The sequence below is a fragment of the Micromonospora sp. NPDC050200 genome, assembly GCF_040656135.1.
GTDB lineage: Bacteria > Actinomycetota > Actinomycetes > Mycobacteriales > Micromonosporaceae > Micromonospora.
This window is the reverse complement of sequence record NZ_JBFALG010000008.1, coordinates 107890-134618: the sequence shown is the minus strand read 5'-3', so window position 1 is coordinate 134618 and position 26729 is coordinate 107890. Positions and strand designations below refer to the sequence as shown.

Genomic DNA, 26729 nt, shown 5'->3' with positions numbered 1-26729 from the left:
CCCGGAGGTCCTGACGGGACACGGCGTGCTGGCCGGCGGAAGGTGACCGGCGGACCGGCTTACTTGGCTATCAGCAGGAGCAGTCCGCGGGCCCGCAGCACGTACGTGGTGGAGGTGCCACCGATGAGGGCCTCGCTGCCCGGGTTGGCTACCTGGTTGGGTCCTTCGGCCCAGGTGGAGGTGTCGGTGACCCGGTACCACTGTTTGCCTGCGGGTGGTGTGGGCAGGGTGAAGGGGACGTCGCCGGACCAGCCGTTGTAGGCGACGTAGACCCCTGACGCGCTGTCGCCGAACTCGCTGCCGTCGACGCGCCAGGCCAACGCGTGGTTGTTCGCGTTGCCCCAGTATGTGGAGTCGGGTGTCGTGCCCGCCGGGGTGAACCATTCGAGCTGGCCGAGCCCGTTGCCGTTGGTGTCGGCGGCGGTGTAGAAGTTCGCCGGCCGCAGGGCGGGGTGCGCTTTGCGGAAGGCGAGCAGCCGGTTGGTGAACGTGAAGAAGTTCGTCTGATTCGTGTCGGGGGTCCAGCTCAGCCAGTTGGTGCTGGAGTCGAGGTTGTACGGGTTGTTGTTGCAGTTGATGGTGCGCAGGTATTCGTCGCCGCCGGTCATCATGGGGGTGCCGGCCGACAGCATGAGGAACGCTTGTCCGTTGCGTGCGGCTGTGCGCTGGTCGGTGGTCACGCCGCCCTGGTTCCAGGAGATGTTGTCGTCGGAACCGCCGTCGGACGGCCCGTACGGCCAGGGTTGGCTGTTGTTCTTGCTGTTGCAGGAGTACAGGTCCTTCAGGGTGAAACCGTCGTGGGCGACCATGAAGTTGACCGAGTTCCACGGCCGCCTGCCGTCGTCGCCGTAGAGGTCGGACGAGCCGGCGAAGCGGTTGGCGAGGTCGGCCGGGGTGACCACGTCGATGCCCATCTTGTTCTGGTCTCGGCGCAGGGTGTCGCGGTAGATGCCGTTCCACTCCGACCAGCCGGCGGGGAAGTTGCCGACCTGGTAGCTGTTGCCGCCGATGGCCCACGGTTCGGCGATCCAGTCGACGCCGGAGCCGCCGCCGGCGGGGCGGGCGGCCATCTCGGCGACGAGGCGGTTGAGGGCGGTGCCGGAGTTGGTCCGGCTGTAGTTGAAGCATCCGTGCTGGCAGGTGTTGCCCAGGACGGATGCCAGGTCGAACCGGAACCCGTCGACGCCGAGGGTGTTCTTCCAGTAGGCGACGGAGTCGACGATGAGGTTCTGCGCGACGGGGTTGAAGGTGTTGTAGTTGCCGCCGACGCCGGTGTTGTCCCACGGGCTCTGCCGGTCGCTGGTCAGCGAGTAGTAGGTGGGGTTGTCCAGGCCGCGCCAGGAGAGCAGGTTGTAGGTGTTCTTGTCGCCCTGCAGTCCGTCCTCGCCGGTGTGGTTGTACACCACGTCGACGAGCACCTTGATGCCGGCGTCGTGGAAGGCCTTGACCATGGCCTTGAACTCGACAGTCGGCCCGCCGGGGGACTTGTCGTAGGCGTAGCGCCGGTCTGGTGCGAAGTAGTTGAGCGTCATGTACCCCCAGTAGTTGTCGCCGGCGGTGCCGGTGGGGTCGACGTCGTTGGTGTCGTTCTGCGTCTCCTGCACGGGGAGGAACTCCACCGCGGTGACTCCCAGCGAGGCGAGGTAGGGGGCTTTGAGGCCGGCGCCCTTGTAGGTGCCGCGGTACGCCGATGTGATCGTGGTGTCGTTCTTCGTCAGCCCGCGCACGTGCACCTCGTACACGATGTCGTCCTTGAACGCTCGGGTGGGTTTCGTGCCGAACCCGCCGGCCGCCGGGGTGAAGACGATGCCCTTGGGGGCGAACGTGCCGGTGTCAGCCGCGCGGTTGGCGCCGGAGCGGTAGCCCGTCATGTCAGTGTGGCTCGGTGTCTGGGGGTCATGGCTGATCTCCCGCGCGTACGGGTCGAGCAGCAGCTTGTTGGGGTTGAACCGGTTGCCGGCCGAATCGATGTCGGAGATGAAGCCGACCGTCGACCCCTTCGTCCAACCGGCGTTGTAAGGCCAGTTCGAGCCCCAGGCGCGGTAGCCGTAGAAGACCGTGCCGGTGATGCCGTAGCTATTCAACTCGGCCACGCTCACCGTGTGGGCGAAGAGGTCGTTGGTCTCCGTCAGCACGTAGCTGACCTTCTCCTGCGCGCCAGTGGAAGCGCTGTAGAGGTAGACGGCGATGCGGGTCGCCTGCGACGAGTAGACGCGGAACGTGATGGTGGAGGCGGTGCCGTCGTAGCGTGCGCCGAGGCTCTGCGTATCGATGCCGGCCTGCGCCGGCGGGGCCGTCAACGGGTTGGCGGCGAAGATGCCGGTCAAGGTGAACAGCATGGTGATGGTGAGGGCGACGCGCGCCCAGATCGGGTATGTCTTCACGGCAGGCTCCTTCAGCTGCGCCAGACGTCGTTGAAGGTGGCGGTGCATGAGCCGTTCGTGGAGCGCACCCGGTTCGCGCCGGATTCCCAGACCACGTAGCCCGATTCGTTCTTCTTGATGTACTTGTATTCGAAGGTGATGTCGTGCGGGAGCTGCACGGTGCCCCGCCAGATGGGGTACGTGGCCGCGGACAGAGCCACGCCGCTGTTGGTGTTCCAGTTGCCGAGTTCCGGCCGGTTGCCGACGACGAAGATGTTCTCGCCCCAGACGGTCTGCGCGTCGACCGTGGAGGTCACCGCGACCGTGCTGCAGCCGCCCCCACCTCCGGCCACCCGCGCGGGGATGTGCAGGGCGAGCATCGCGCCGGCCGGCACGCTCGCGGTGAACCGGCCGGAGGCGTCGACGATGTATGCGGCGCCGGTGCAGGTGCCACCGCTGACGTCGCCGTTGGCGATGTCGCAGTAGGTGCCGGCGGGCAGGCTGGTCTGGAAGGTCCTGGTCAGCGGGCCGCCGTCGCGGTTGAAGACGACGTACCCCTTGCCGTCACGGCCGAATGCGAGCTGGCTCGAGCCGTTGCTCCACCAGTTGCTCACGCCCGTGCCGGCGACGGAGTTACGGAAGCCGACCATGTTTGCCGTGGTGCGCCAACGGTGCTCGCACACCCAGCCGGTGCCGCAGCTGGCCTGGTTGGTGATGCCGCTGCCGTTGGCGGGCGGCCCCCGATCGCTGCTGCTGAACGTGAAGCTGGACATGACCTGCGGTACGCCGTACGGCCAGGCCGGCATGAATGCCTCGGCGAGGGCATAGGTGGAGCCGTACTTGTAGGTGAGCCGGGCACGCCCGTTGCGCTGGGTGTCATGGTTGTCGACGAATGCGACCGCCTGGGCGGAGCTCAGCAGCATCGAGTTGGCGAGGTTGTTGAGGTTCGCCAGGTTGCCGTCGCGGAAGGCGTTACCGACCGCGTCGCCGTAGCGGAACTCGGTGACGTCACCGATGCCGGTGTACTCGGTCGGGCTGATCTCGCCCGGGCCGCCCTCGATGACCTCGTGGTAGACGTACGGGCTGCCGCTGACCGCGGTCAAGATGGCCTGCAGGTCGCTGACCGGCAGGTGCTTCGCGGCGTCGATGCGGAATCCGTCGACGCCGAGGCCGCGCAGGTCGTTGAGGTAGGCGGTGAGCTTTCCTCGCACGTAGGCCGACTCGGTCTTGAGGTCCGCCAGGTCCAGCAGTTCGCAGTTCTGGACCTCCCACCGGTCGGTCCAGCTGCGGATGTCGTCGTCGCCGTTGCGACCGCAGTGGTGGAAGTCGGCGTTGGCGTTTGGCACGGCGGGGTAGCTGTACTGCGTGTAGCTGGAGCCAGCGCTGCCCGGGCCGGTGGACGTCCCGCCGGCCATGTGGTTGACGACCGCGTCGACGTACACCTTGACGCCGGCGTTGTGGCAGGTCTGCACCATAGCGGCGAAGGCCGCCCGGTCGCCGCGTCGGGACACCAGCTGGTAGCTGACAGGTTGGTAGTCCTGCCACCACGGGTAGTTCCGGGCGGGTAGGACGACGTGCTCCTGCGGTGGGGAGACCTGGACCCCGCCGAAGCCCTTGGGGCCCAGTACGTTGGTGCATTCGCTGGCGACTGATGCCACCAGTGTGGAGCGGATCCGACGGCGCATCGTGATGACCTCCTCGCGAGGGACGGGGGAGTGGTGCGAGGGGTGCCGAGCAGGCCGGGCCCTGCCTGTTCGGCCTTGTCGATCAATGCAAGGCCTTGCAATGTTTTCGACAAGCTAGCATCTTGTTGCATCGAGGTGAAGACGTTGACAAATACATGAACCCCCGCTCATCGACGTCTGGTAGGCCCGGACGGCGGCGCTGGGAAGGGAAAACGTCAACAGCGAACACCGAGCGGGGTCGACGGGATGGTCATGGGGGCGATGCTGGTTCCTTGCAGGAGCCACCGCCACCGTGCGGGTGACACTGAGGGCTGCTCTCACATCTTGCATGCATCTTCCAACGCTGTTATGTTGGCGCGCACTCGTCCAGCGAAGGGTATAAATATGCGAGTGCTGGCCAGGGCTGCCGCGGCGGCCACGGCGGTGGGCATCGTGCTGGCCGCGCCTCCCGCCGCTCAGGCCCAGGTGGTGCCGCGCGAGCTGGGCCACAGCCCGTGTCCGTCGCACCGGGACCAGTCCACCATGAGCCGGCCGGCTGTCGATTCCTCGCCTTCTGGCAGTGGCAGTACGCCCCGCACTGGCGCGCCGCAACCGCCGCGGTGATCCATTTGCCGCGGAACCCGCCCAACAGCACGCCGGGACCGATGCCCGTAAACCGAAGTCTGCTGGACCGCCTTGATCGGGCTGGGCTCGGCTGACAATCCGGGACGGTTCGGTCAACGGCCGCCGCCCTTGGCGGCGGGACCCTGGCCACCTAACCGCTGACCGTCCTGATGTGACCTAGGTCACCACCTCGCCTCCCATCGGGCCACGCCTGACCATTCAAAGTGCACTCGGACTGGCCGGACCTGCGACTCCCGCAGGCCCCATCTTTCTCGTCCCCTCGGCCCTGGCCCCGGTACCCACGCCGATGGGTCCCTGTCGTGTCGGTCACTACTGTTAGCGTGCCCTGCGTTGTCGATCGCAGCCGATTCCTCACGAAATCTGGCTAATTTGCCACTGCGGAGGGTGTTCCTGATGGGCTGGCTACCGGTGGGAGACTCGTACGAGATCTCTCTCATGGACGGAAAGGTGGTGGCCCGGTCCAGCGGCCCGCGGGCCACCGGCCGTCCACTGAAGACTCTGCCGAAGGCGTTGCGGAACAACCCCGAGGTGGACCGATTGCGCCAGCTTGCCCAGTGGCTTGACCGGCACAGCGCCGAATGCCTGGCCCGGGTTGACGCCTGGGTGGTGTCCTCGCTGCCGGTGCCGACCGGGCTGCTGGCCCGGGTCTGGCCGGACCCGGCCTGGCGGGACGCGCTGTGCGACCTCGTGGTGCTCGGGGACGACCCGGCCGAGCCGGGCTTCCTGCGGGACGTCACCGACACCGGTGACCTGCGCGTGGTCAACCTCGACGGGGACACCGTCCGGCTCTCGCCGGCCACCGCCACACTGCCCCACCCGGTGCGCCTGCCCGACCTGCCCGACCTGACCGAGTTTGCCGACGAACTGGACGTTACTCAGCGGATCGAGCAACTGCACCGGGGCACCTGGGGCAAACCCGCCAGCCTGAAGGACCGTGACACCACGATCACCGACTTCCGCGGCACCACGGTCCCCAACCGGCTGGCCGCCCGGGCCGCCACGCTCGGCTTCCGGGTCTCCGGCTCGCAGGTCAAGTGCCGGGTCTGGGAGGCCGGCCACACGGTCGAGGCTGCCATGTGGTTCGACGAGGACTACTGGGACTCCGAGGCGACCCTGGGCACCCTCTCCTGGTCGGTCGTGGACGGACCCACGCTGCGGTTGACCGAGGTCGGGCCGGTGGCCTGGTCGGAAGGAATGCGAATGGCGACGGCCCTGTCCGGCGCCGTGACTGGAACGGGGAAGAAGGCGTGACCGGGATGACGACCATGTCGGGCGAGGATTCGGCCGAGAGCCTGCTGACCGCCGGCGCGGTGCTGCCGACCGACACCGCCGGGGCCGGCGACCGGGCGGTGCCCCTCACCGCCCGCACCTACCGGCACCCGGCCCTCGACGACCGGCTGGTGGTCCGCCTGGTCGACGCCGCTCTGGGCGAGGGCGAGGACATCGCCGTCGGATTCCTCGGCCTGGCAACGGGTGCCGAGCCGGCCGTCGTCGGGCTGGGCCCGCGTCGCCCGTTGGCCTTCCCGGAGTGGGTGCTGGTACACCACCCGGCGGACGGCCCGCACGCGTTGGCGGTGGTGCCGGAGTTGCAGAAGCTGGCCAAGCAGGTACGGTCGCGGCCGAAGGCCGCCCTGGACGGGCACCAGACCGTCGCCGACCGGTTCGCCCGTGCGCTGCCGCACTTCCTGCCGACGTTTTTCGAGCAGGCGGCGCGGGTGTTCCTGGCCGCCGGGCAGGACACCTACGCGACGCAGCTGTTCAACAAGGCGCGCAAGGCGGAGGCACAGCACGGCCTGCCGGTCGACCTGAACCGGCTGGACGAGGTCTACGTGGAGTTCGCGTCGGCCAAGGTGGTGTCCGCGACCGCGCTGGCCGGTTACGCGAAAGAGCTTTCCGCCCAGTTGCCGGCCGACGAGGCGCTGGACCGGTTCTGCCGGCTGGCGCTGCGGGCCGCGGCCGCCGGCGTGGTTCCGTCCACCCAGTCGGCCAACGCGGTGAACCGGCTGGTCCGGACCGCCACCAAGGCCGCTGGCAAGGGCGGCGCCGCCGCCGTTGCCGACCGTGAGGCGGCCTACCTGACCGGGCTGCTCCGGCTGCCGGTGGCCGCCGAGGCGCCGGCCGGCTGGTGGAAGGCGCACCTGCCGGCGGTGTCGGCGCTGGCCGGACACGACCCGGCGATCCGCGGCAGCCTGCTCGACCTGATGCCCGCCGACCGGGACAACCTGGTCACGTGGCTGACCCTGTTGACCGACACCGGTGCGCTCGCCGGACTGTTCGACCCGGACGTGCCGGACACGGCCCGCCCGCAGGACGGCTCCGTCGGCTGGCTGCGCCGCTTCGTGAGCCGGGTCAACTCCGGCCACCGCCGCCGCCGGCTGCCGGAGCTGTACCCACTCGTCGAGCGGATGGCCGACCGGCTGCGCGCCGAACTGGCCGACAGCGGTGAGACCCTCACCGCCGACGGCGACCTGGACCTGCTCGACCTGCTGCTCGCCCGCAACCTGCCGGTGGCCCCGCCGACGGAGCGCGACACGCTGGACCTGGCGCAGTGGGTCACGGTTGGGGGAGAGCGGGATCTGCTCGCCGTGGCCGGCGACGACCGGTTCACCGGGGCCCTGCGCCGGGGCCTGGACCAGCTCGACGGTCAGCAGCCCGCCCTGCGCCGGATGGCCGCGACGCCGGGCATCCGGCCGTTGCTGACCGACTGGCTGCGGGCCCGGATCCGCGACCGGTTCGCCGCCGGACTGCCGTACCTGCCGGAGTCGGTGAACTGGTTGGGCAGCCTCCCGGTCGAGGCGCTGCGCCTGGTGTCCGACGACCTCGACCGGCCCGGTGAACCCGGCCCGGGCGGCGACCTCGGCCAGGTCCTCGGCGTGGACCTCACCGAGCAGGTCGCCCGCAGCCTGCGCGGCGGGATCATCGAGGAGCTGGGCTGGCCGGACTGGGAGCTTGCCTGGCAGGAGGTGACCGGCGGCGACCACCGGGTCGAGCTGACCCGGCAGGAAGCCTGGCCGTACGTGATCCTGGGCGGGCCGACCACGGTGCGCGTGCTCGGCGCCGAGGGCATCGTGCTCCGCCACGACCTGCGCATCCCGGCCGGCGACATGTGGGGCCAGCCCGGCTACCACTACGTCGACGGCCAACTGCTGGTCTACTGGCGTTCCCAGGCGCTCGGCTACGACCTGCGCGGCTACTGGCACTCGTCGCCCGGCGAGCCGCAGCCCATCCATGGCTATCGCCACGGCAGCCAGCCGCGCACGAATAACATCACCCTGCCGTTGGCCGGCGGCGGGCGGACCACCGGCGACGGCGTGCTGCACGTCGGTGACACCGCTGTCCCGGCGGAGCTGCCGGTCATCACCGACGGCACCTCCCACTGGGTCTACCGCTCCAGCGAGGAGGACGGCAACTACGGCTGGCGCGAGTACGACCCGGCCAGCAACACCCACGGCCGGCGCAGCCTGCCCCGGTTCCTGGCCGACCTCCCGGTCGGCGGAAGCCACCTCCAGGAGTCGGGCAGCTGGTTGCGGCCAGCCCTGTCCGACCGGGCCACCCCGGCCGCCGTTCCGGTGGACGGTCTGCTCGGCTGGCGGGTGCTCACCCTGCCGGACGGCTCGGTACGCGGCGAGGACCTGGCTGGTCGTACCGTCACCGTGGCCCCGGGACAGGAGCCGATCGCGGCGCTGGTGCTGCCCGGCGACGACCGGCCGCGGGCCGTCCTCAAGGGTTTCGTCCTGGTCGACCCGGACGGGGTGGTGTCGGCCGCCAGCGGACCGCCGTCCAGCCGGAACTACACCCCCGACGCGGTCCCGCTGCCGGGACAGAAGTTCCTCGGCAACATGCTGCCCCGGGACCCGGCCGGGTCCACCGCCCTGCGCCGGATGGACCGGGACACCGCCGCCGCGCTGCTCAAGGCAGCCCTCGACGAACGCCACGCCGCCCTGGCCGAAAAGGCCGCGCGGGCCGCAGCCCAGGCGGCGACCCGATCCGGGTTGACCGCAGCCACGCAGGCCATCACCGGCCTTCCCGTCGCCGTCCCGGCGTCCATGGTCGGCGCACCGGCCGGCGCCTCCGGCTCCGGACCATCCACCACCGGCACCACCGTCGGCGAGGACGACCAGGACGCGCTGGTCGAGCTGGTCCGCTCGACGTTGCCGGCGGTCAGCCACGACGCGGTGCTGGCCGGGGTGGCCGGGGTGCTGCGGCTGGCCGCCCGGACGCGCACCGACCTGGACGCGGTGACCGAGCGGCTCAGCAGGTCGTTGTCCGCCCCGAAGGCGGTGGCGCCGGTGGCCACCGCGACCGGACCCACCGACCAGCAGCTCAACCTGGCGCTGGACGGTCTGCGTGGCTCGGCCTACCGGGTGAGCAGCTCGACCCACGCCTTCACCCAGTTCCAGGCGTTCGCCGCCCAGCGGTCCGCCACCACCGGGAGCGAACCCGCCGTACGGCTGCACCTCGACGGACCGTCGCTGCCGAACGCTCTGGACTGGTGGCCCCTGCTCGGCGGTGTCGCCGCCGTCGCCTACCGGGCCGTCGCGGCGGTCACCCCCGACGAACACCGGGAGACGCTGCGTGCCCTGCTCACCGAGCTGGACCGGCTCGACCTGAGCGCGGCGGCCGAACCGAGCCGGTGGCACCGGTTCACGTTGCACCTGCTGGACGACGACCTGAACAACCCCGACGGCACGCGCCGGTACCCCAGGCCGGGCATTCTGCCGTTGCCCGACGGGGCGTTCATCGCCGTCCTCAACTCCAGCGGCACGGCCACCGGCTACCTCTTCGACGCGCTGTACCACGATCCGGCCGGCGTGTTCGCCGGGTCCGAGCCGTACACAGTGCAGTCCTCGGCGCCGGTCGGTGACGAACGGCCGGGTGGCTGGCTTGCCGGCTTCCTCACCGAGTGGGCCGCGCGCGGCCCGCTGCCCTGGCGGCCGGAAGCGGCCGAGCAGTTCGCCGAGCTGACCGGCGTCACCCCCACCGCCGCGAAGCTGGTGCTGGCCGGCCTGCCGTACGCGGACTCGGCGCACACCGTGCCGACCGAGCTGCGCAAGGCGCTCGGGGTCAAGCAGGTCGGCGAGGCCAAGCTGGCCTTCGGGATGCTGAACGAGGCCAGCCCGGAGGTCCGGCGGGCCGTGATCTCGGCGCTGCTGCCGGACGACCCGGCCCGGCTGTGGACCGACGGTCCGGACGTGGCCGCCGCCGCAGCGGTCTGGAACGCCGCCCTGGGGCGCCGGGTGGTGGTGCCCGAACAACTGCTCGCCGAAGCGGTGCGCGCGATCCGAACCGGCTGGGGACCCGCGAAGGCGTTGCCGGCGCTGCTCGACCCGGCCCGTTCGGTCGAGCTGAGCACCGACCTGGCCTTCCAGATCAGGGGCGACCGGGCCCGGCCGGTCGACGGCCGGGCAGCGGGCTTCACCGGTGAGGTGCTGCGCTCCACGGTTGCCCTGGCAGCCTGGGTCGCCCACAACACGCCGGCTGGCGACCCGTGCCGGGTCGCGCTGCCGGCCGCGCTGGCCGTGATCCGGGACCGGCTGGCCAACCCCGACCTGCTGCTCGACCTCGACCAGTACGTCTCCCTGCCCGCGTTCCGCCAGGTGGCGGGCAACCCGTCGGAGACCGGCCCGGGCTGGGAACGGTACGGCGCCATCGTCCTGGCCACCCACGACAGCCAGCCGTCGCCCGCGCTGCGGCCCGACCTGCTCGACCCCGACGGGACGGACCCGTACCTGCCGGCGCTGCGGGAGGACGCGGCCAAGCCGTACCCGACGGAGGTGGCGCTGCGCCTGATCCGCGACCCGCGGTTCGCGGCGCTGCTCGACGATCTGCGGGAGCCGGGCGGCGGCGAGCGGGCGGCGGACGGGACCTGGTGGCCGCAGGATCCGACCCGGTCGGTGCCCGACCTGGTCGCCGAGGTGGCCGGGGAACACGGCCTGGGCGCCGACACGGCGGCGGTGTACCTGATGCTGCTGGCCATGCCGGACCCGACCGACCGCAACACGGCGAAGTGGACCGGCTGGAAGCCGGTCCGGCTGAAGGCGGCCCGTGCCGAACTGGCCGGCACCGACCTGGTCATCGAGGCCAGCCGGTCCCGGGCCGGCCGGTCGCTGTTCCTGCCCGGCCCGTGGTTGGAGCGTGGCAGCGGGCAGGCACCGATCGAGGGCTGGAAGGCCGCCCTGTTCGACCTCGCACCCGACGGTACGGCCGGCCTCGGCGTGACCGTGCCGTTCGAACCGGCCGCCGACCTCTACCGGCGGGCCTGGCAACGCCTCCGCGACGGCGGCCGGCCCCGGTTCGACAACCTGCCCACCCGCGGCACCCACCGCTGACCCCCGACCCCGGAGGGCGGTTGTGTCGGCGACGACCGCCCTGGCCGTCGCGGCACCGGCCCGCCGCCGACCCCCGTGCCGAACACCCATCCGAACCAGAGAGAGATCGAGGAACATCAGTGACTGTGACGGAACAGGTCCGCCCCACCGCGGCACCGGAGATCGCCGCCCAGGTCCTCTCCGCCGAACAGCGGTACGCCGACGAGCTGGCCTTCCTGGCCGCGTACGACGACGGGGCCCGGCCACCGGGCTGGGCGCTGACCCCGCGCGCCGTGGTCACCTTCATCCAGGGCAGCAACGGCGAGGCGTTGAAGGTGCCCGCCGACCGGCGCACCGGTCCGGACGGCACCGAACTGCCGGCCAGCATGACCATCCCGCCGAAGTTCGTCGGTGAGCGGAGCCTGGTCGAGCGGTGCGTGGTCACCCTGGCCGGTGAGCGGGGCCTGCTGCTGGTCGGCGAGCCCGGTACCGCCAAGTCGATGCTGTCCGAGCTGCTGGCCGCCGCGGTCTGCGGCACCAGCGCGCTGACCGTGCAGGGCACCGCCGGCACCACCGAGGATGCCTTCCGGTACGGCTGGAACTACGCCCTGCTGCTCGCTCAGGGCCCGACCCCGCAGGCGCTGGTCGACTCGCCGGTGCTGACCGCGATGCGCACCGGCCGGGTGGTCCGGATCGAGGAGGTCACCCGCTGCCTGCCCGAGGTGCAGGACGCGCTGGTGTCCATCCTGTCCGACCGGCGGATGAACGTGCCGGAGCTGGCCGGCACCGAGGGCGGCCTGATCCGCGCGGTGCCCGGGTTCACCGTGATCGCCACCGCCAACCTGCGGGACCGGGGCGTGTCGGAGATGTCCTCGGCCCTCAAGCGCCGGTTCAACTTCGAGACCATCCACCCGATCTCGGACGCGGACACCGAGACCGATCTGGTCCGCCGGCAGGCCACCGCCGCCGTGCAGCGCGCCGGCGCGGCGTACACGGTGGACGACGCGGTGCTGGACGCCCTGGTCAGCGTGTTCCGCGACCTGCGTTCCGGCCGGTCGGGCGAGGGCTGGGACGTGGAACGGCCCGGCACGGCGATGTCCACCGCCGAGGCGGTGCAGGTGGCGGTGTCGCTCGGCTTGGCCGCCGCGTACCTGCCCGGCGGGGACGCGCTCGACCTGGTGCCCGGGCACCTGCTCGGCGTCGTCCGCAAGGACGACCAGAACGACCACGCCCGGCTGCTCGGCTACTGGGACGGCCCGGTCCGCCGCCGCGCCGAGGACGGCTCGGCGATGTGGCGCCGGCTCTGGGACCTGCGGGAGAGCCTGCGATGACGACCCTCTCCAGCACGTCGACCGGTGCGGCCCCGCCGACCGCCGACCCGGTGGCGGCCGGCCCGTCGACGGCCGGCCCGCGAGCCGTGGTCGACGCGCTCGCCGGTTCGGTCCGGCCGTACCTGATCGGGGTGCGGCATCACAGCCCGGCCGTCGCGGCGGCGGTCCCGGCACTGCTGGACGCCGCCGGGGCCGAGGTGGTCTGTATCGAGCTGCCGGCCGACTTCCAGCGCTGGCTGCCGTACCTGTCCGACCCGGCCGCCCGGGCCCCGCTGGCCCTGGTCGGCAGCCACGGCGCGGACGGGCCGATGGGCTTCTACCCGTTCGCCGACTTCTCCCCGGAACTGGCCGCGATCCGCTGGGCCCGGCAGCGCGGCGTCGAGGTGCTCTGCTGCGACCTACCACTGGCCGACCCCGGCTGGACCGCCGGCACCACCGACCCGGCCACCGACTCCGGCCCGACTGCTGGTTGCGAGCCGACCGCCGATGGCGATCCCGCCCCGGACGCCGGTGAGCCGGTGCCCGGCCCGCGCCGGTCCGGCTACGCCGCCGCGCTCAGCGCCAGCGGCACCGGCCGGGACGGCGACGACCTGTGGGACCGGGTGGTCGAGGTGCGTGCCCCGGGCTGCCCGCCCGAGGCGGTCCGCCGGGCCGCCCTCGGCGTCGGCTGGGCGATGCGTACCGACAGCGCCAGCGGCGACGGCGTACCGGCCCGGGACCTGGCCCGCGAGCGGCACATGCGCCAGGTGCTGGCCGAGGCCGGCGCGGACGGCCGGCGGGTCGCCGCCATCATCGGCGCCTTCCATGCCCCGGCTCTGCTCGCCGCCCCGTCGACCGACGCCGACGCTGGCGACGGCCCGGCCCGGACGGCCAGCACGGCCGGCGGTGCCACCCCGGAGTCCGCTGCGGATGACGGCAAGGATCTGACGCCCGGCCCGGTCGGCGGCGATCCGGCGTCGACCGCCGATGTCGCCGCCGCGTCCACCCGGCCCGTCGCCGCCCCGACCGGTCCGGTCCGGTCCGTGACGACCCAGCCCGGGCCGGCCACCACCACCAACGGCGGCGGCACGGCGATCACCTCGCTGGTGCCGTACGCGTTCGACCTGCTCGACTCCCGGTCCGGCTACCCGGCCGGGATCCGCGACCCGCGCTGGCAGCAGTCCGTCTTCACCGCCGCCGGCGACCCGGAACGGATCCGGGCCGCCGCGGCCCGGGCCGTCACCGACCTGTGCCGGGAACTCCGCTCGGCCGGTCACACCGCCGGTACCGGCGAGGCCGCCGAGACGGTACGGCTGGCCGGCGACCTGGCCCGGCTGCGGGACCTGCCCGCCCCCGGTCGGGGCGAGGTGCTGGAGGCGGTGACCACCGTGCTCGGCCAGGGTGAACTGCTCGGCCGCGGCCGAGCGCTGGCCAAGGCGCTGGAGACCGTGCTGGTCGGCGCCGAGCGGGGCCGGATCGCCCCCGGTACGCCGCGGTCCGGGCTCGGCCCCGCGGTCGAGGCGGAACTCACCGCGCTGCGGTTGCCCAACCCGGACGGCCCGAAGTCCCGCGAGGTCCGGCTGGACCCGCTGCGCACCGAGCTGGACGAGCGGCGGGAGATCCTGCTGCAACGCCTCCAGGTCTGCGGCGTCGGCTACGGCGAGCCGATCGCGGTGTCCGGCACCGGCGATGGTGCCGCCCTGACCACCCGCTGGCAACTGTCCTGGACGCCGTCAGTGGCAGCCCGGCTGGACCTGGTCGGCGTACGCGGGGTGACCGCGGCGCTGGCCGCGGCCGGCACCCTGCGGGAGCGGTTGCGCCGGGAGGTCGCCGACGGCGGCCCCACCGCCGCGCAGCTGCTCACCGGGCTACGCGACGCCGCCCGGTGCGACCTGCCCGAGCTGGTCACCGACCGGCTCGAGCTGGCCGCCGCGGTGCTGCCGGGAACCGGCACGCTGCCCGAGCTGCTGGCCGCACTGGACCTGCTGGAGGCGCTGCGCCGGGAACACCTGCCCGGCACCACCGCCGGCGGCCGAGCCCGGGCGGCCGAGCTGGCCGTCGCGCTGCTGGACGCGGCGGTCCGCGGGCTGCCCGGCCTGGCCGGCAGCGACGCCGCGGCCGACGCTGCCGCGTTGGTCGACCTCGCCGTCCGGGCCGGCGAGGACCGGATCGGCCTGCGCCTGAACGAGGCCCTCGGCTACCTGGCCCGGGCCGGTTCGTCGCTGATCCAGGGCGCCGCCCTGGCCGCCCGGGTGCTCCTCGACCTGACCGATCTGGAGATCCTGGGCACCCGGGTGGCCGGCTGGATCGACGCGGCGACCGGACCGGACACCCGGCGGCACCTGCACCGGGTGCTCGGTGGTCTGCTCACTGCGGCGCACCCGCTGCTGCAGTCCGCCCCGGCCGCGCTGGACCCGCTGCTGGAGCGGATCGAGCGGCTCACCGACACCGAGTTCCTGGACCGGCTGCCGGCGCTGCGTGGCGGGTTCGACGTGCTCACCCCGGCGGCCCGGGATCGGCTGCTGCACACCGTCGCCGAACGGCTAGGCGACCGGCTCGATCTGGCCTTGTCCGCCCCGCCCGAGCTGCTGGCCCGCTGGGCCGCCGCCGACGCGGCCGGCCGGGCCGCCCTGGTCGCCCGCGACATCCCGATCCCGGGCACGCCGACCGGCTCCGCCGACGCCCCCGCCGGCGCCGAACCCGGGCCGGACACGCCGGCCGCCGGGCTCACCCCCACGGACCGGTGGCGGCTGCTGCTCGGCCGCCAACCCGACCGGTTGCCGGCCGACGCCCGCCGCTACGCCCGCGCCTTGGACGAGCTGTACGGGGCGGGTCAGGGCGAGGGCGTCACCGATCTCGGCCAGGCGGCCGGCGGCGGCCAGGAAGCATCCTTCCCGACCGCGCGCGAGTGGGCCGACGAACTCGAGGCGCTGTTCGGCACCGCGGTACGCGAGGAGGTCATCGCCCGGGCGGCCGAGAGCGGCCGTACCGATGTGCTCACCGAGCTCGACCCGGCCGCGGTACGCCCCTCGATGGAGCTGCTGACCTCGGTGCTGTCGCTGGCCGGTGGCCTGCCCGAGGGGCAGCTGGCCAAGCTACGACCACTGGTCCGGCGGTTGGTCGAGGAGCTGACCAAGCAGTTGACCACTCGCGTGCGTCCGGCGCTGACCGGGCTGACCAACCCGCGTCCGTCCCGCCGTCCCGGCGGCCGGATCAACCTCGCCCGTACGCTTCGGGCGAACCTGGCGCACACCCAGCGGCTCGGCGACGGCCGGACGGTGGTGGTGCCGGAACGCCCTGTCTTCAACACCCGGACCCGCAAGGAGGCCGACTGGCGGCTGGTGCTGGTGGTCGACGTGTCCGGCTCGATGGAGGCGTCGGTGGTGTGGTCGGCGTTGACCGCCGCCGTACTGGCCGGGGTGCCTACCCTGTCCACCCACTTCCTTGCCTTCTCCACCGAGGTGGTCGACCTGACCGACCGGGTCGACGACCCGCTGTCGCTGCTGCTGGAGGTGCGCGTCGGCGGCGGTACACACATCGCCGCCGGGCTGGCCCACGCCCGCTCGCTGGTGACCGTGCCGAGCCGCACCATCGTCGCGGTGGTCAGCGACTTCGAGGAGGGCTACCCGCTGGCCGGGCTGCTCGGCGAGGTCCGCACGCTGGCCAGCTCCGGCGTGCATCTGCTCGGCTGCGCCGCGCTGAGCGACAGGGGAGTGCCCTGCTACTCGGTACCGGTCGCCGAGCAGCTCGTCGCGGCCGGGATGCCGGTCGCTGCTCTCAGCCCGCTCGAACTCGCCCGCTGGGTGGGCGACCGCATCCGCGGAGGATCACGTTGACGGACCGCACACCCACCGCCGCGGACATCGACCGGTTGCCGCCGGTGCTGCCGGGGGTCGCCGCTGCGGCGGTGGTGGCCCTGCCACCCCGGCTGCACAAGCGGCTGGACGTCACCGTCGAACGGCTGGCCGGTGTACCGGTCGGCCGGGTCGACGGCGGCGTGTCGGTCGACTGCGGCGCCGAGGCACTGGTCACCCTGACGCCCGGACCGACCGGCGCGGTCACCGACCCGCACCAGGCGCGGTGCAGCTGCCTGCTGGCGCCCCGCTGCCTGCACCGGACCGCGGTCCTGGTCGCCTGCCCGGTCGCCGACCCGGCCACCCATCCCGATCCGGCGTCGACCACCACCGCATCGTCCACTTCGGACAGCACTGGCGCGGCCACCGGCCGGACCGGGCGTACCGGCAGGATCGGGCGTACCGGAAAATCGGCTGGCGCGGCTGGCGCGGCGGGCGCGGCGGGCGCGGCCGCCGGTCGTACCGGCCGGAACACGGCACCGACGAAGGCGCAACGGGCCGCCGCCGGCGCGCTGTGGCGGGCAGCCGCCGCGGTGCTCGCGGCCGGCGTGCCGGCCGCCGGCGCGGTCCCCCAGGCCGAACTGCTGCGGGCCGCCCACAGCGCCCGGCTGGCCGGCCTGCCGCGGGCCGAGAGCGCCGCGCTGCGCACGGTACGTGGCCTGCGCGCACACCGGGGACGACAGACCGGCCACCGGCTGGCCGAACTGGTCGAGGTGCTGCACGACCTGCTGTACGTGGCCGGCCGGCTGGCAGCCGGCGATCCCGCCCCCGCGCTGGTCGGCATCCTCCGGCGGGCCTACCAGCCGGACGGCACGCTGGAGGTGTACGGCGTCTGCCGGGAACCGGTGATCGGCGCGACAGGTTACGCCGGGGTGGTCACTCACCTGGTCGCCGCCGATGGGCGCCGGCTCTCCTTCGGCGACGTGAAACCGGGCGGCCCGGACCGGGCACGGGACTGCGCCCGGGCGGTCACCGAGATGGGCGCGGTCGCGGTCAACCACGCGGTGCTGGCCCGCGGCGGCCTGCGGATCACCGGCGCCACCGTCTCCCCGGACGGCCGGCTCGGTGCCGGCAAGGGGGTCCGGGCCACCCCGCTCACCGGGACCGACTGGTCCACTGGACCGCTGGCGGAACTGTTCGCCCGCCCGCTCGCCGAGGTGGTGACCGCCCAACTCGCCGCTGACGATCCGGAGGACCCGGCCCGGGCCGGGACCGCGCTGGTCGGCTGTGACCTGATGGTGGTAGGTGCCGTCGGTGACCAGGTGCTGGCCCGCGAGCTAGCCCCCGCCACCGAGGCCGGACCGGACCGTGCTTCGGTGCCGGATGGGCCGGTGATCCGGCTGGTGCCGGTCAACTCTCACCCGATGCTGGCCCATGTGGCCAACCTGCGGCGGCTCGCCTCCTGGCCGGGCCTGCGGATCCGGGTGGTCGGCCGGCTGGACCCGGACCGGGCCAGCACGCTGCACCCGCTCGCGGTCGGCCCGGTGCCCGGTGCCGCCGCGACGCTCCGGCTGCCGGCAGACTGGCACGGCCGGGCGGACCTCGGCTACGACGAGATCCAGGGCAGCCACCTACCGCCGCGCGACCCGGCCGCGATGACCGAACCGGTTCTCGCCGTCGGTGCCGACGCGGTTGCTGAGTCCCCGCTGTGGCGGGCCCGCCGGCTGGTGGAGCTGGCCGTCTCCGGCGGTCGCCGCGCCGTCGCCGAGGCGGCCCGCGGCGAGGGCGCCGGGCTGGCTGGTCCGCTGCGCCGCGCCGGCTTCACCACCGCCGCCGCGGTGGCCGCCGCGCTCGCTGACGAGTCCGACCGGCGCGGCCGGGACGCGTTCGGCCGGCTTACCGATCCCGATCCGGACCGGTACGCCTGGGCCTGGCTCGCCGCGACCGCCCACCTCGCCGCCACCGAGCGGGAGCTGATCCGGTCCTCCTGGACCGCCCCGCCCGTCGGCTGACCTGCCGGAATCCGGGGGCGATCGAGCTCCCGGGGCGGCGGGTGGCAGGCCAGGTCATCGCAAACGTGACGCGGACAACCGGGGCCCCGGCGCCCGCCCGAACCCCGGGCGGGCGCCGACACCCGGCGACAGGACCTACGAGTATGGCGACGGCGAGCACCACGGCCGGCTCCGGGCCCCGGCAAACGGCTGGGCCGCGCGGCTAGGACGCGCGTGGCGTAAGGGAAGCGGACGACCCTCGAACCGCTCTGCCGCGGCTGCGCCCGGCCACCCGAGCCGGGCGAGATGCTCTCCGCGATGACCGCCACCAAGCCTCGGACTGACCTCGATGGTGCACAACCCGGTCTCGCTCACCGCCGCCGTGGTGCTCATCGTAGTGATCCATTGACAGATCCAAACGGTCGAGGAGACCTGCCTGCCAATCAGGCAGGGCGCGCGGGCAACGCCTCCAACGTCGCTGCCACGCCCGGCGGTCGGACTTCGTTGATCTCGCTGATCCTGGCGGCGCCAGCTAGCCCCATCATCGTTGACCCATAGCGCGACGCCGAACCGCCGAAACGGTTACCGCAGGCCCGTGAGCTGCTGGTTATCACATTTGCCGCCGTGAGGCCATCGTTCGCGGTGACGCCCGGATGCCGCTGCGCGGGGCGTGGGTAGCGTGCCTATGCCGCCCTCGTTGAGGTGGTCCCCAGCAACCGTCAGGCGCAACACCAGGGCGCAAACGGAATGCACGTCCGCGCTCCCGCGTCCGGGGCGGCCGGACACTTGCCTGGCCGGGGCGCGTTGTTCGGTTGATGCTGCCGGGTGTCCGAGCGTTCCTCTTTCGAGAGCTATATCGTCGAGGCGACCCTGCGCGAGCGTCGCGTAACGCGTAACCCCTTCGCTGCGTCCACTGGGTCTCGGCTCAGATCTGGAATCGGGAAGGGGCGGGGATACCGCGCCGCCGGCGCAGCTCGGCAGCTCGCTTCTCCTTACGAATGCTGGTGAGGCCGATCCAGGACAGTCCTGCCCAGACGATCGCGAGCGGGAGCGCACCCCAGAACGGCCGACCCTGCGTCGCGGAGACGATGAACACCGCGACGAATGCCAGGCTGAACCCAGCCAGCACCCAGACACCGACCCACAGCCCGCGCACCGTCCGGACCGCATAGGCAGGCCCGCCACGAACGAACCCGATCTCCTCAGGCCGATACAGGGTCAGCTCCCCGTCAACGGTGCGCACCAGACGACGCTTCTGACCCAGGTCCCGAAGTCGCCGGTACTCGGCCCGAGCTGCCTCGCACCGCCTCAGCCTCGCCACCTCATCAGCTGCATCGTCAGCGGTCACGCTCGCCAGTCCTTCCCTTATTACGTAGGGCCCCCATCTGCCCACCTGTCCCCGGCCGGGCGGAGCCGGCGCCTGGATCACGCGGGACTGTCCGAGTAAGGGTGTAACCGGTCTGGCCTGACACGCCGAGCCTGGAGGGCTTGGTGGGAAGGACAGGCAATGACCGAGATCATCGAGTCTGTGCCGAAATCGATGGATACCCAGCTGCTCGCGCAGCAGCTCCTGGAGCAGGGCCCGTGCCGAGGGTGTGGACCTGGTGGGCCCGGCCGGGTTGCTGTCCGGGCTGACCAAGACAGTGCTCGAGACCGCTCTTGAGGCGGAGATGACCGAGCACCTGGGCTACGACAAGCACGACGCCGCTGGCCGCAACGGCGCCAACTCTCGTAACGGCACCTGGTCGAAGACTGTGTTGACCGAGATCGGGCCGGTGCAGATCGACGTGCCACGAGACCGCGACGGCAGCTTCGACCCGGTCATCGTGCGCAAGCGGCAGCACCGGCTGACCGGCGTCGACCACCTGGTGTTGTCGTTGACCGCACGAGGTCTGACGACCGGGGAGATCGCCGCCCACTTCGACGACGTCTACGGGGCGAAGGTCAGCAAGGACACCATCTCCCGGATCACCGACAAGGTCGTCGAGGAGATGACCGAGCGGCGCCACCGTCCCCTCACCGGCGCCCTCTACTGGGCCGCTTCCGGGGTAGGAAGCCCCTCACCACGCACATCACAGATCGTCGAGCTGGATCAACCCATCCTGGATGGCGCGCGCTACCAGCATTGCCTTGGTGGGAGCCGCCCGACCACGCATCGCGTACTTGACCCGAATGTGCTCCAGATGAGAGTTGACCGTGCTCAGCGAAATCCCCAGACGCTGAGCCACGAACTCCTTGGACTGCGACTGGAACCACTGGATCAGCACCTCGGTCTCGCGCGCCGACAACACCGGCCGGTGGGCAGAGCGGTCGCCAGCGAGCGCGCCCGCCAGGGATGGCGCGGTGTAGGCTTGGCCGGCCGCTGCGGCCCTGGTGGCTTTGAGGAGATGCTCGGTGCTCTCAGCCTTTGTCAGGTAGCTCAGCGCGCCCAACTCCAAGCACTGAAGTGCGATTATGTCGTCAGCGCGCATCGAGTAGACAACAACCCGCCGCCCCGCCTCCACCAGCCTACGCAGCTCACCCATCACCGGGGTCGGTCCGCCAAGGTGCAGGTCGAGGATGACCACGTCGGCCTGGGCACCCTCACCGAGCCACGCGACGCGGACGTCGCTACCCGAGGCGGCCACCCGTATAGGCGGTGTGCCGGAGGACAGCCAGTGGGTCACCCCGGCCAGCAGGGCTGGGTGGTCATCGACGATCACGGCGCTTAGCTGTTCCTCGTCCGCCATCTGGCCTCCATTCGCACGTACTCGCCATAGGTGTCACAGTCGACTACAACCTGTGCGGAAATCGGGGTGACCACGGCGGTGCCGACGTCCGCCATCACCGCGACCCGCACGTCCTCGTGGGTGCGCAGCACACTCACCCGCGCGTGGGACCGCGCAGCCGCCAACGTCGCCACAACAGGGCTGGTGAGTTCCCGACGCACGTCGGGGGGCACCGCCACGGCCGCGCCGCTGATCGCCAGCGACACCTCGACGCCGCGTCGTTCGGCCTCATCGACACACGCGGTGACTTCGTGCACCAACGGATCGGGGACCTCGTCGTTCTCGGCGAACAACCTGCGGAGCTGCGTCGCCGCGAGGGAGCACCGTCGTCGGGTGTCGTCGTCGCGGGGGTCCAGCACGCCATCGGCCAAGTCCGCCAGTAGCGGCAGTGTCACACCCAACTGCCCGGCGAAGACGGTGCGCTGTTCCCGTTCCCACTGCTCGGCCGACATCACCCTTGTGATCAGCCGGTCCTGCTCGGCTGCCACTGACATCGCCTGACGGGTTCTATGGTGCAGCATCCGCGAGAACGGCACGACCGCCAGCTGGATGCTGGCAGTGGCGAATGCGACGATGCCTGCGGCGCCGATCTCGGCGCGGTCCTGCACGCCCGACAACATGAATTGGCCAACGCTCGCCGTCAGATGCACAGCCATGGCGGTGAGCAGCACGGGCGCACGGTCCAGGAGCAGCAGCAATAGATGCCACCCCACCAGGCCGAACGACCAGTCCGGTGTGCCGAAGTGTCCGCCCGGTGGCAGCACGCGGGTGGCACCGGCCGAGGCTGCCAGCGTGACAGCCGTGCCGACCATCACGACTGCGCCCGGCATGGGCTTTCGGCGCACCACCCACACGCCACAGGCCGCGGCGACGAGCGCCAGTGCCGTGAATGCAGCCGCAGCGACCCACGTCGGCTGGTACTCGTACTCGACCAGCGGCCGTACACACAGCCCGAATTGCACGACGCCGGCGATGCACAGCAGCGCGATCCGCATGGTGGGGTACACGTGGTCGCCATCGGCACGGCTCTCAGCCACCGGGCCACACCAGCCGTATGGAGGTCCCGGCACCGGGGCGCGAGGTGACAATGGCGCTGCCGCCGGCCGCGGTCATGCGTTCGACGACCGAGCCGCGAATGCCGCGGCGGGAGTGCGGCACCTCGCCAGGGCAGAACCCCACGCCCGCGTCGTCGACCGCAACGACTACGCGGTCCTCGACGTGGATGCTCAGCGTCGCGTTGCGTACGCCGGCGTGCCGCTCGACGTTGGCCAGCGCTTCACGTACCGCGCGCACAACCGCGAGTGCCACCGACGCGGGCACCACCGTCCCTTCCCGCCAATGGACGCCAACGCTCAGTGGGCTTCGATCCACGACGGAGCGCAGCACGGCATTCAGGTCCACAGGGCTGTCCTGCGAGTTCTGCCCACCCGTAGCGCCCGTGAGCACGGCTAGGTCGTGCCGTGCGTACTCGGCCACCTGCGCGGGGTGGGTGTTCTGGCCGTGCGTTGCCACTAGGAGGAACGTCGCCGAGGCCGTGTCGTGCAGCAACGCGAGGAACTCCCGTTCCTGCCGGTGCCGCGCCACCGCCACCGCCTCGGCCCGCGTCAGCACCGCCTGGCGTGCCCGCAACACGTCCACGCGCCTGCTAGCCTGCCGCAGCAACACGAACGCCAGGCGCGCCATGACGCACTCGACCATCAGCCGCAGGCCGACCGCACTCCCCTCGCCGACGCCAACCACGGCGAAGTCGACCGCGAGCAACCCCGCCGTGACGGGCAGCGATACCTTCGGCGGCCAGTCCCACTGCAGAGTGATAGCGGTCGTGGTCATCGTGTTCAGTGCCCACTGGTTCGGCTGTCCACCAGTCCACTCCTGCGTCACGCAGATCGCCGAAACACGCGCCACCGCGAACGTAAGCGCCAGTGGCGCCGCACGCTCGGAGAACCCGACCCAGCAGTCCACCACGGCACCAACCACCACCAGCCCGAACAGTGCGAACCCTAGCGGCAGGGCATCGCCGGGAACCGCCAGAAGCCCGAAAGCGCTGATGAGCAATAGCACGAACCCACGCATAGGCGCTGCATACCGGCGTGCTGAGGCCAGGAACTCGGCCTCTACGCTGCCCGGCCCTGAACTCGACGGCATGGCGATCTGTCATGTCCCGCGATAGAAGCAGGACGCCTGCGACCGCGTCACAACACTGCGACCGACTTCGATGACCACGCGAAGACCCTAACAACCGGGGACCGCCCTGTCTTGACGCATCCCACACCGGCCTGTGCTGTCGGCGCCTGGGACCGAGGTGCTGGTACAGCTCGACGATCTGTGACGGTGTGCGTGGTGAGTGGCTTCCTGCCCCGAATGACCGTCGGTCGAACGTACGATGCCTGGCGGTTCATGCCTGTCTATGTTCGACCGCACAGCACACCTCGACGCGGGAGTCGGTTGATGGCAGGTGACGAGATCAGCAGGCGGATCTTCTTGCACGCAACGGTGACGACCGGCACCGTCGCTGCGATCGGTGTCGGGGCAGGCGCGGCCGTGGACGCCGTCCCAGGCTTTTACAACCCCTACAGTGGCTACCAGATCACTGCACCCGGCAGGAACATCTCAACCGAGGCTCGCTCGGCGGCATCGACTACGGCATGTCCGTCGGCACGCAGCTACCCGCGGCGGGCGGCGGTGTCGTGACCAACGACCCGAACAACGGCACCGGCGGCTACACCGTCACCGTGCAGCACGATAACGGCTACCGCACCCAGTACCTGCACCTGTCGCAGTCCTTCAACGACTACCTCAATCGCGCTGGTGCCGGCTCCCACCGGAGACAAACCACTCCGGACGCAACCGCGGGTAACCCCACCAACACGGCTGCGTCGGGACAAGCCGTTCCGACGCCACCGCATCGCACCAAAACAGAGTCGGGCCCTCCAGACCCCGAATCGGAAGCCACGCCAAGGGACCCGCCCCGATCAAATCCCACTCAAGCCACCACCGACCCCGCACACCGGCTCGCAAACCCCAGCTCGGCCGGCCCCAAACATCCAGTGCCCAACAAAATGTCGAACATCGACAGCTGACGACTAGTACTACAACAAGGGAGGGTTCATGAAACGACCGACAACACTGTGGCGCAAGAGCTTGGCCATGGTGATCACTCTGGTCATGGCGGCTGGGATCTTGTTCGTCGGAGCAAGCCCGGCATCGGCCGCCCCCGACTACTTCAAACTCCCCTACCCGGCCGGTGAGGCCTACATGGTCACCCAGGGCCCGGGAGGCTCGTACTCACACTACGATCAGTACAACCGGTACGCATGGGACTTCGGCCTCCCGGCGAACTATGAGGTCTCTGCCGCGCAGGGCGGCTGGATCGTCAGATCGGACTGGTCGCCCTACTGGCAGAACGGCATCGAGGTGATCATTCGGCACCCGAACGGCACCTGCACCCACTACGCACACCTGAACCGGTCCTTCTACTGGCCCGGCGACTGGGTCCCACAGGGCCGGGTCGTCGGCTGGTCGGGCAGCACCGGGGCGTCGAGCGCGCCGCACCTGCACTTCCAGGTGATCAACTGCGACACCCGGGTCGGCCTGTACGCCACCCTCCAGGGCTGGGTCCCGCAAACCGGGAGCTGGCCGGTCAGCGAGAACTCCTACGCCTGATCACACGACCCGGCGCACGGTACCGCTCACACGAACCACGCCGTGCGCCGGGCCGCAAGGCAGCAGCCAACTCCCCGGTTGTCCTGTACGCGGCGAGTTCGCTGCAGGCGCAGGAGTTCACGGTGGACGTCGGCGCCGAATACCCATGAAGCCAGGTCACCGTCACTGTACGGCAGGCGTCGAGCGTAGCGGACTCGACCAGGGGATCCACTGTGGAGGACAACTGGCAGCGGCCGGAGGTAGCGGCCGGCGCCTGCTCGGCAAGGCAGCGGCTCGGCCGACCGCACGCCCACACCCGATGACGATGCAGCGCGTTCGGCGGCGCCGGGGTGGATGCGCTTGGCGTCCACCCCGGCGCTTTTCCCGGTGTCGTAAGCCCCGCTGGGGCTGGCTGGGAGCTACTCGCCCCAAGGCGAGTAGCTCAGGTCCTTATGCATCGCCTCCCGCTCGGCTACGACGACCTTGATCCCGTGCAGGCAGCCGGGCATCGCACGTTACGGACATTCGCCGAACGCATCCGCCACCTCTCCTCGGAGATCCGCGAACTCGAGAAACTGCTAACCGCCGCGGTCACCGCGACAGCGCAGCGGCTACTGGGCCTCTCCGGCGTCGGCCACGACAGCACAGCCGCCCTGCTCATCGCCGCCGGCGACAACCCAGACCGCCTGATCGGCGAAGCCGCCTTCGCCGCCCTCTGCGGTGTCAATCCCGCCGAGCGCTCATCACGCGAAGCACAGCGACGCCGCCTCAACCGCGGCGGCAACCGCCAGGCCAACGCCGCGCTGTTCTGGATCGCCCTGACCAGACGACCGCCCGCGGCTCAGTCGAACGTGATGCGCTGGGCATCGTGGGGTATCCACGGGTTCGGTTTCCGCAGTCCAGCCGGGGTCGTATTGCTCCACGGCCTCGATGAACTCAGCCGGCGGCCGGTAGGAATGTACGGTGACGTAATGCCAGATGAGCGAGGGTACGGCGAACATCACGCCCGGCCCTGACGGCACTGATCTCAGTGAGCCTGACTTTCCGCGTAACGGTGTGAGCGCAGCGGGTAGCTGCCTTGGTGGTCGGTGCGGACACGCCCGAGCCCGTTGTGGTGCAAAGGGAAAGACGCAGAACCCGGTTTGTCCGTGCGCGGGGAGACCGTGTTGTTCCTGTCCGGGCTCCTGCACGGGCAGCGGCAGCGGCTGGGAGGCCGCTGGTTCCTCGACCAGTTACGGCGGCAACGTGCAGCCCACGCCACGCCCAACGCCAAAGCCAAGTGACCTTGGAGTATCAGGTCGACCTCAAGGTGGCGCGAAGCGCCTGGTATGCGGCGAGCATGCGCCCTTTATGCAGACGCTGGCGAGACTCGCCGTAGCGATCCGTTCGGAGTATCCGAAGGCCCACCGCGCACCGCTTCCTGGTGGGCGAGCCGATGATCCGGCCGTGGCGGGCCTGATGGCGGTGCGGGAGATCAGGAGGAGGCGGGATGGATAAAGTTGGTATCTTCGATACGAGTCCGGTCTTCGCCCATGGGCTCGCCGGGTTGCTGGCGGTGGAGGGTTTCGAGGTACTTGAGGTCAGATCCAGCACGGAGGGGGACTACTGCCGGCAGGCAGACATCTTTCTGGTTGACCCGGCAGCGGTCCGTGTTAGCACCCTCTGGGCCTTCGTCGCGGAGGTGTCGTTGGTGGCACCCGTGTTGGTGCTCGCCCCCTTTGGTGACTACTGGACGCCCGGCGAGCGCTGCCCCGGCTCGGGCCTGGTGAGCTACGTGGACCGCTACGCGCCCGCCGACGTCGTGGTGCGCGCGGTCCGAACGGTGGTCGACGGTGGACAGTTCTTCGGCAGGGCGGAGCCGGCGGGCCAGCCGGATCGGCGTGGCGTCGATTCCGTCCCGCTTTCACTGCGTGAACGGCAGGTGCTCAGGCAGATCGCGCGAGGGCTGACGCACACTCAGATCGCCCGCGTACTGGGTATCAGCCGGCACACCGTGGACACCTACGTCAAGCGCATCAGGTCCAAGCTCGACCTCGGCAACAAGGCCGAGCTGACGCGGGCGGCGCTGGTCGGTGAGTTCCCCGAGGCTACCGCCGACGCGTCCTGGCCGGTCGTGCTATCGGCCTCCGCCTCGGTGCCGCCGGTATGACCGGACCGGGCCGTGCGTACTGAATGCGCAAGTCGACGTCTGCCAGATTCGGGCCGTTCGCGGGCCAGCCGGAGAAACGGGGGTGAACAATCGGC

15 protein-coding genes and 1 pseudogene are annotated in these 26729 nt (G+C 71.4%); 10 read left to right on the top strand and 6 right to left on the bottom strand.

Annotated elements, in window-relative coordinates; all coding sequences use genetic code 11:
- Positions 1 to 59 precede the first annotated feature (59 nt).
- Together AB0I41_RS08285 and AB0I41_RS08280 are read right to left on the bottom strand one after the other, a co-directional pair.
- Positions 60 to 2384: an isoamylase gene (locus AB0I41_RS08285; RefSeq protein ID WP_357103432.1), complete on the bottom strand. Its 2325-nt coding sequence runs from the start codon at positions 2382 to 2384 to the stop codon at positions 60 to 62.
- 11 nt (positions 2385 to 2395) lie between these two features.
- Positions 2396 to 4048: a carbohydrate-binding module family 20 domain-containing protein gene (locus AB0I41_RS08280; protein ID WP_357103429.1), complete on the bottom strand. Its 1653-nt coding sequence runs from the start codon at positions 4046 to 4048 to the stop codon at positions 2396 to 2398.
- A gap of 1017 nt (positions 4049 to 5065) precedes the next feature.
- Here AB0I41_RS08280 and AB0I41_RS08275 point away from each other — a divergent pair.
- From AB0I41_RS08275 to AB0I41_RS08255, 5 genes are all read left to right on the top strand, one after another.
- Positions 5066 to 5923, top strand: a complete 858-nt coding sequence (locus AB0I41_RS08275) for a DUF4132 domain-containing protein (RefSeq protein WP_357103427.1) — start codon at positions 5066 to 5068, stop codon at positions 5921 to 5923.
- Between the two features lie 5 nt (positions 5924 to 5928).
- Entirely contained in the window at positions 5929 to 11001 is a 5073-nt protein-coding gene (locus tag AB0I41_RS08270) for a hypothetical protein (protein ID WP_357103424.1), read from the top strand.
- A 119-nt stretch (positions 11002 to 11120) separates the two neighbouring features.
- Positions 11121 to 12311: an AAA family ATPase gene (locus AB0I41_RS08265; protein ID WP_357103422.1), complete on the top strand. Its 1191-nt coding sequence runs from the start codon at positions 11121 to 11123 to the stop codon at positions 12309 to 12311.
- Positions 12308 to 16126 carry a DUF5682 family protein gene (locus AB0I41_RS08260; protein WP_357103419.1) on the top strand — a complete coding sequence of 1273 codons (3819 nt, stop codon included), beginning with the start codon at positions 12308 to 12310 and terminating at the stop codon, positions 16124 to 16126. The genes AB0I41_RS08265 and AB0I41_RS08260 overlap by 4 nt, the downstream gene beginning before the upstream one ends.
- On the top strand, positions 16123 to 18096 hold the full coding sequence (locus AB0I41_RS08255) for a hypothetical protein (protein ID WP_357103416.1): 1974 nt from the start codon (positions 16123 to 16125) through the stop codon (positions 18094 to 18096). The genes AB0I41_RS08260 and AB0I41_RS08255 overlap by 4 nt, the downstream gene beginning before the upstream one ends.
- Positions 18097 to 19000: 904 nt before the next feature.
- On the opposite strand, the gene AB0I41_RS08250 is transcribed toward AB0I41_RS08255, so the two are convergent.
- Positions 19001 to 19423, bottom strand: a complete 423-nt coding sequence (locus tag AB0I41_RS08250; protein ID WP_357103414.1) for a hypothetical protein — start codon at positions 19421 to 19423, stop codon at positions 19001 to 19003.
- A gap of 229 nt (positions 19424 to 19652) precedes the next feature.
- Between AB0I41_RS08250 and AB0I41_RS08245 the strand changes: the two are divergent.
- A pseudogene (locus AB0I41_RS08245) lies at positions 19653 to 20069 on the top strand (transposase); the annotation flags it as partial.
- Positions 20070 to 20147: 78 nt separating this feature from the next.
- On the opposite strand, the gene AB0I41_RS08240 reads toward AB0I41_RS08245, so the two are convergent.
- The 3 genes from AB0I41_RS08240 to AB0I41_RS08230 are packed head-to-tail and all read right to left on the bottom strand — an operon-like array spanning position 20148 to position 22916.
- Positions 20148 to 20804: a response regulator gene (locus AB0I41_RS08240; RefSeq protein WP_357103411.1), complete on the bottom strand. Its 657-nt coding sequence runs from the start codon at positions 20802 to 20804 to the stop codon at positions 20148 to 20150.
- Positions 20783 to 21880 carry a hypothetical protein gene (locus tag AB0I41_RS08235; protein ID WP_357103408.1) on the bottom strand — a complete coding sequence of 366 codons (1098 nt, stop codon included), beginning with the start codon at positions 21878 to 21880 and terminating at the stop codon, positions 20783 to 20785. The genes AB0I41_RS08240 and AB0I41_RS08235 overlap by 22 nt, the downstream gene beginning before the upstream one ends.
- A complete protein-coding gene (locus tag AB0I41_RS08230) occupies positions 21873 to 22916 on the bottom strand; it encodes an ATP-binding protein (RefSeq protein ID WP_357103405.1) in 1044 nt (347 codons plus the stop codon). Before AB0I41_RS08230 ends, AB0I41_RS08235 begins: the two co-directional genes overlap by 8 nt.
- 560 nt (positions 22917 to 23476) lie before the next feature.
- On the opposite strand from AB0I41_RS08230, the gene AB0I41_RS08225 reads away from it, so the two are divergent.
- The 4 genes from AB0I41_RS08225 (at position 23477) to AB0I41_RS08210 (ending at position 26634) form a co-directional block, all read left to right on the top strand.
- Complete coding sequence (locus AB0I41_RS08225; protein WP_357103507.1) at positions 23477 to 23923, top strand: peptidoglycan DD-metalloendopeptidase family protein; 447 nt, start codon at positions 23477 to 23479, stop codon at positions 23921 to 23923.
- A 28-nt stretch (positions 23924 to 23951) separates the two neighbouring features.
- Complete coding sequence (locus AB0I41_RS08220) at positions 23952 to 24506, top strand: M23 family metallopeptidase (RefSeq protein WP_357103402.1); 555 nt, start codon at positions 23952 to 23954, stop codon at positions 24504 to 24506.
- Positions 24507 to 24937: 431 nt separating this feature from the next.
- Positions 24938 to 25501, top strand: coding sequence for a transposase (locus tag AB0I41_RS08215; RefSeq protein WP_357103399.1), 564 nt, complete (start codon positions 24938 to 24940; stop codon positions 25499 to 25501).
- Between the two features lie 473 nt (positions 25502 to 25974).
- Complete coding sequence (locus tag AB0I41_RS08210; RefSeq protein ID WP_357103397.1) at positions 25975 to 26634, top strand: LuxR C-terminal-related transcriptional regulator; 660 nt, start codon at positions 25975 to 25977, stop codon at positions 26632 to 26634.
- Positions 26635 to 26729 lie beyond the last annotated feature (95 nt).

Excerpts from the sequence above, each read along its gene's own strand:
- AB0I41_RS08280 (WP_357103429.1), bottom strand. The coding sequence starts at position 4,048 with ATGCGCCGTCGGATCCGCTCCACACTGGTGGCATCAGTCGCCAGCGAA.
- AB0I41_RS08275 (WP_357103427.1), top strand. The coding sequence starts at position 5,066 with ATGGGCTGGCTACCGGTGGGAGACTCGTACGAGATCTCTCTCATGGAC.
- AB0I41_RS08270 (WP_357103424.1), top strand. The coding sequence starts at position 5,929 with ATGACGACCATGTCGGGCGAGGATTCGGCCGAGAGCCTGCTGACCGCC.
- AB0I41_RS08260 (WP_357103419.1), top strand. The coding sequence starts at position 12,308 with ATGACGACCCTCTCCAGCACGTCGACCGGTGCGGCCCCGCCGACCGCC.
- AB0I41_RS08240 (WP_357103411.1), bottom strand. The coding sequence starts at position 20,804 with ATGGCGGACGAGGAACAGCTAAGCGCCGTGATCGTCGATGACCACCCA.
- AB0I41_RS08230 (WP_357103405.1), bottom strand. The coding sequence starts at position 22,916 with ATGCGTGGGTTCGTGCTATTGCTCATCAGCGCTTTCGGGCTTCTGGCG.
- AB0I41_RS08220 (WP_357103402.1), top strand. The coding sequence starts at position 23,952 with ATGAAACGACCGACAACACTGTGGCGCAAGAGCTTGGCCATGGTGATC.
- AB0I41_RS08215 (WP_357103399.1), top strand. The coding sequence starts at position 24,938 with ATGCATCGCCTCCCGCTCGGCTACGACGACCTTGATCCCGTGCAGGCA.
- AB0I41_RS08210 (WP_357103397.1), top strand. The coding sequence starts at position 25,975 with ATGGATAAAGTTGGTATCTTCGATACGAGTCCGGTCTTCGCCCATGGG.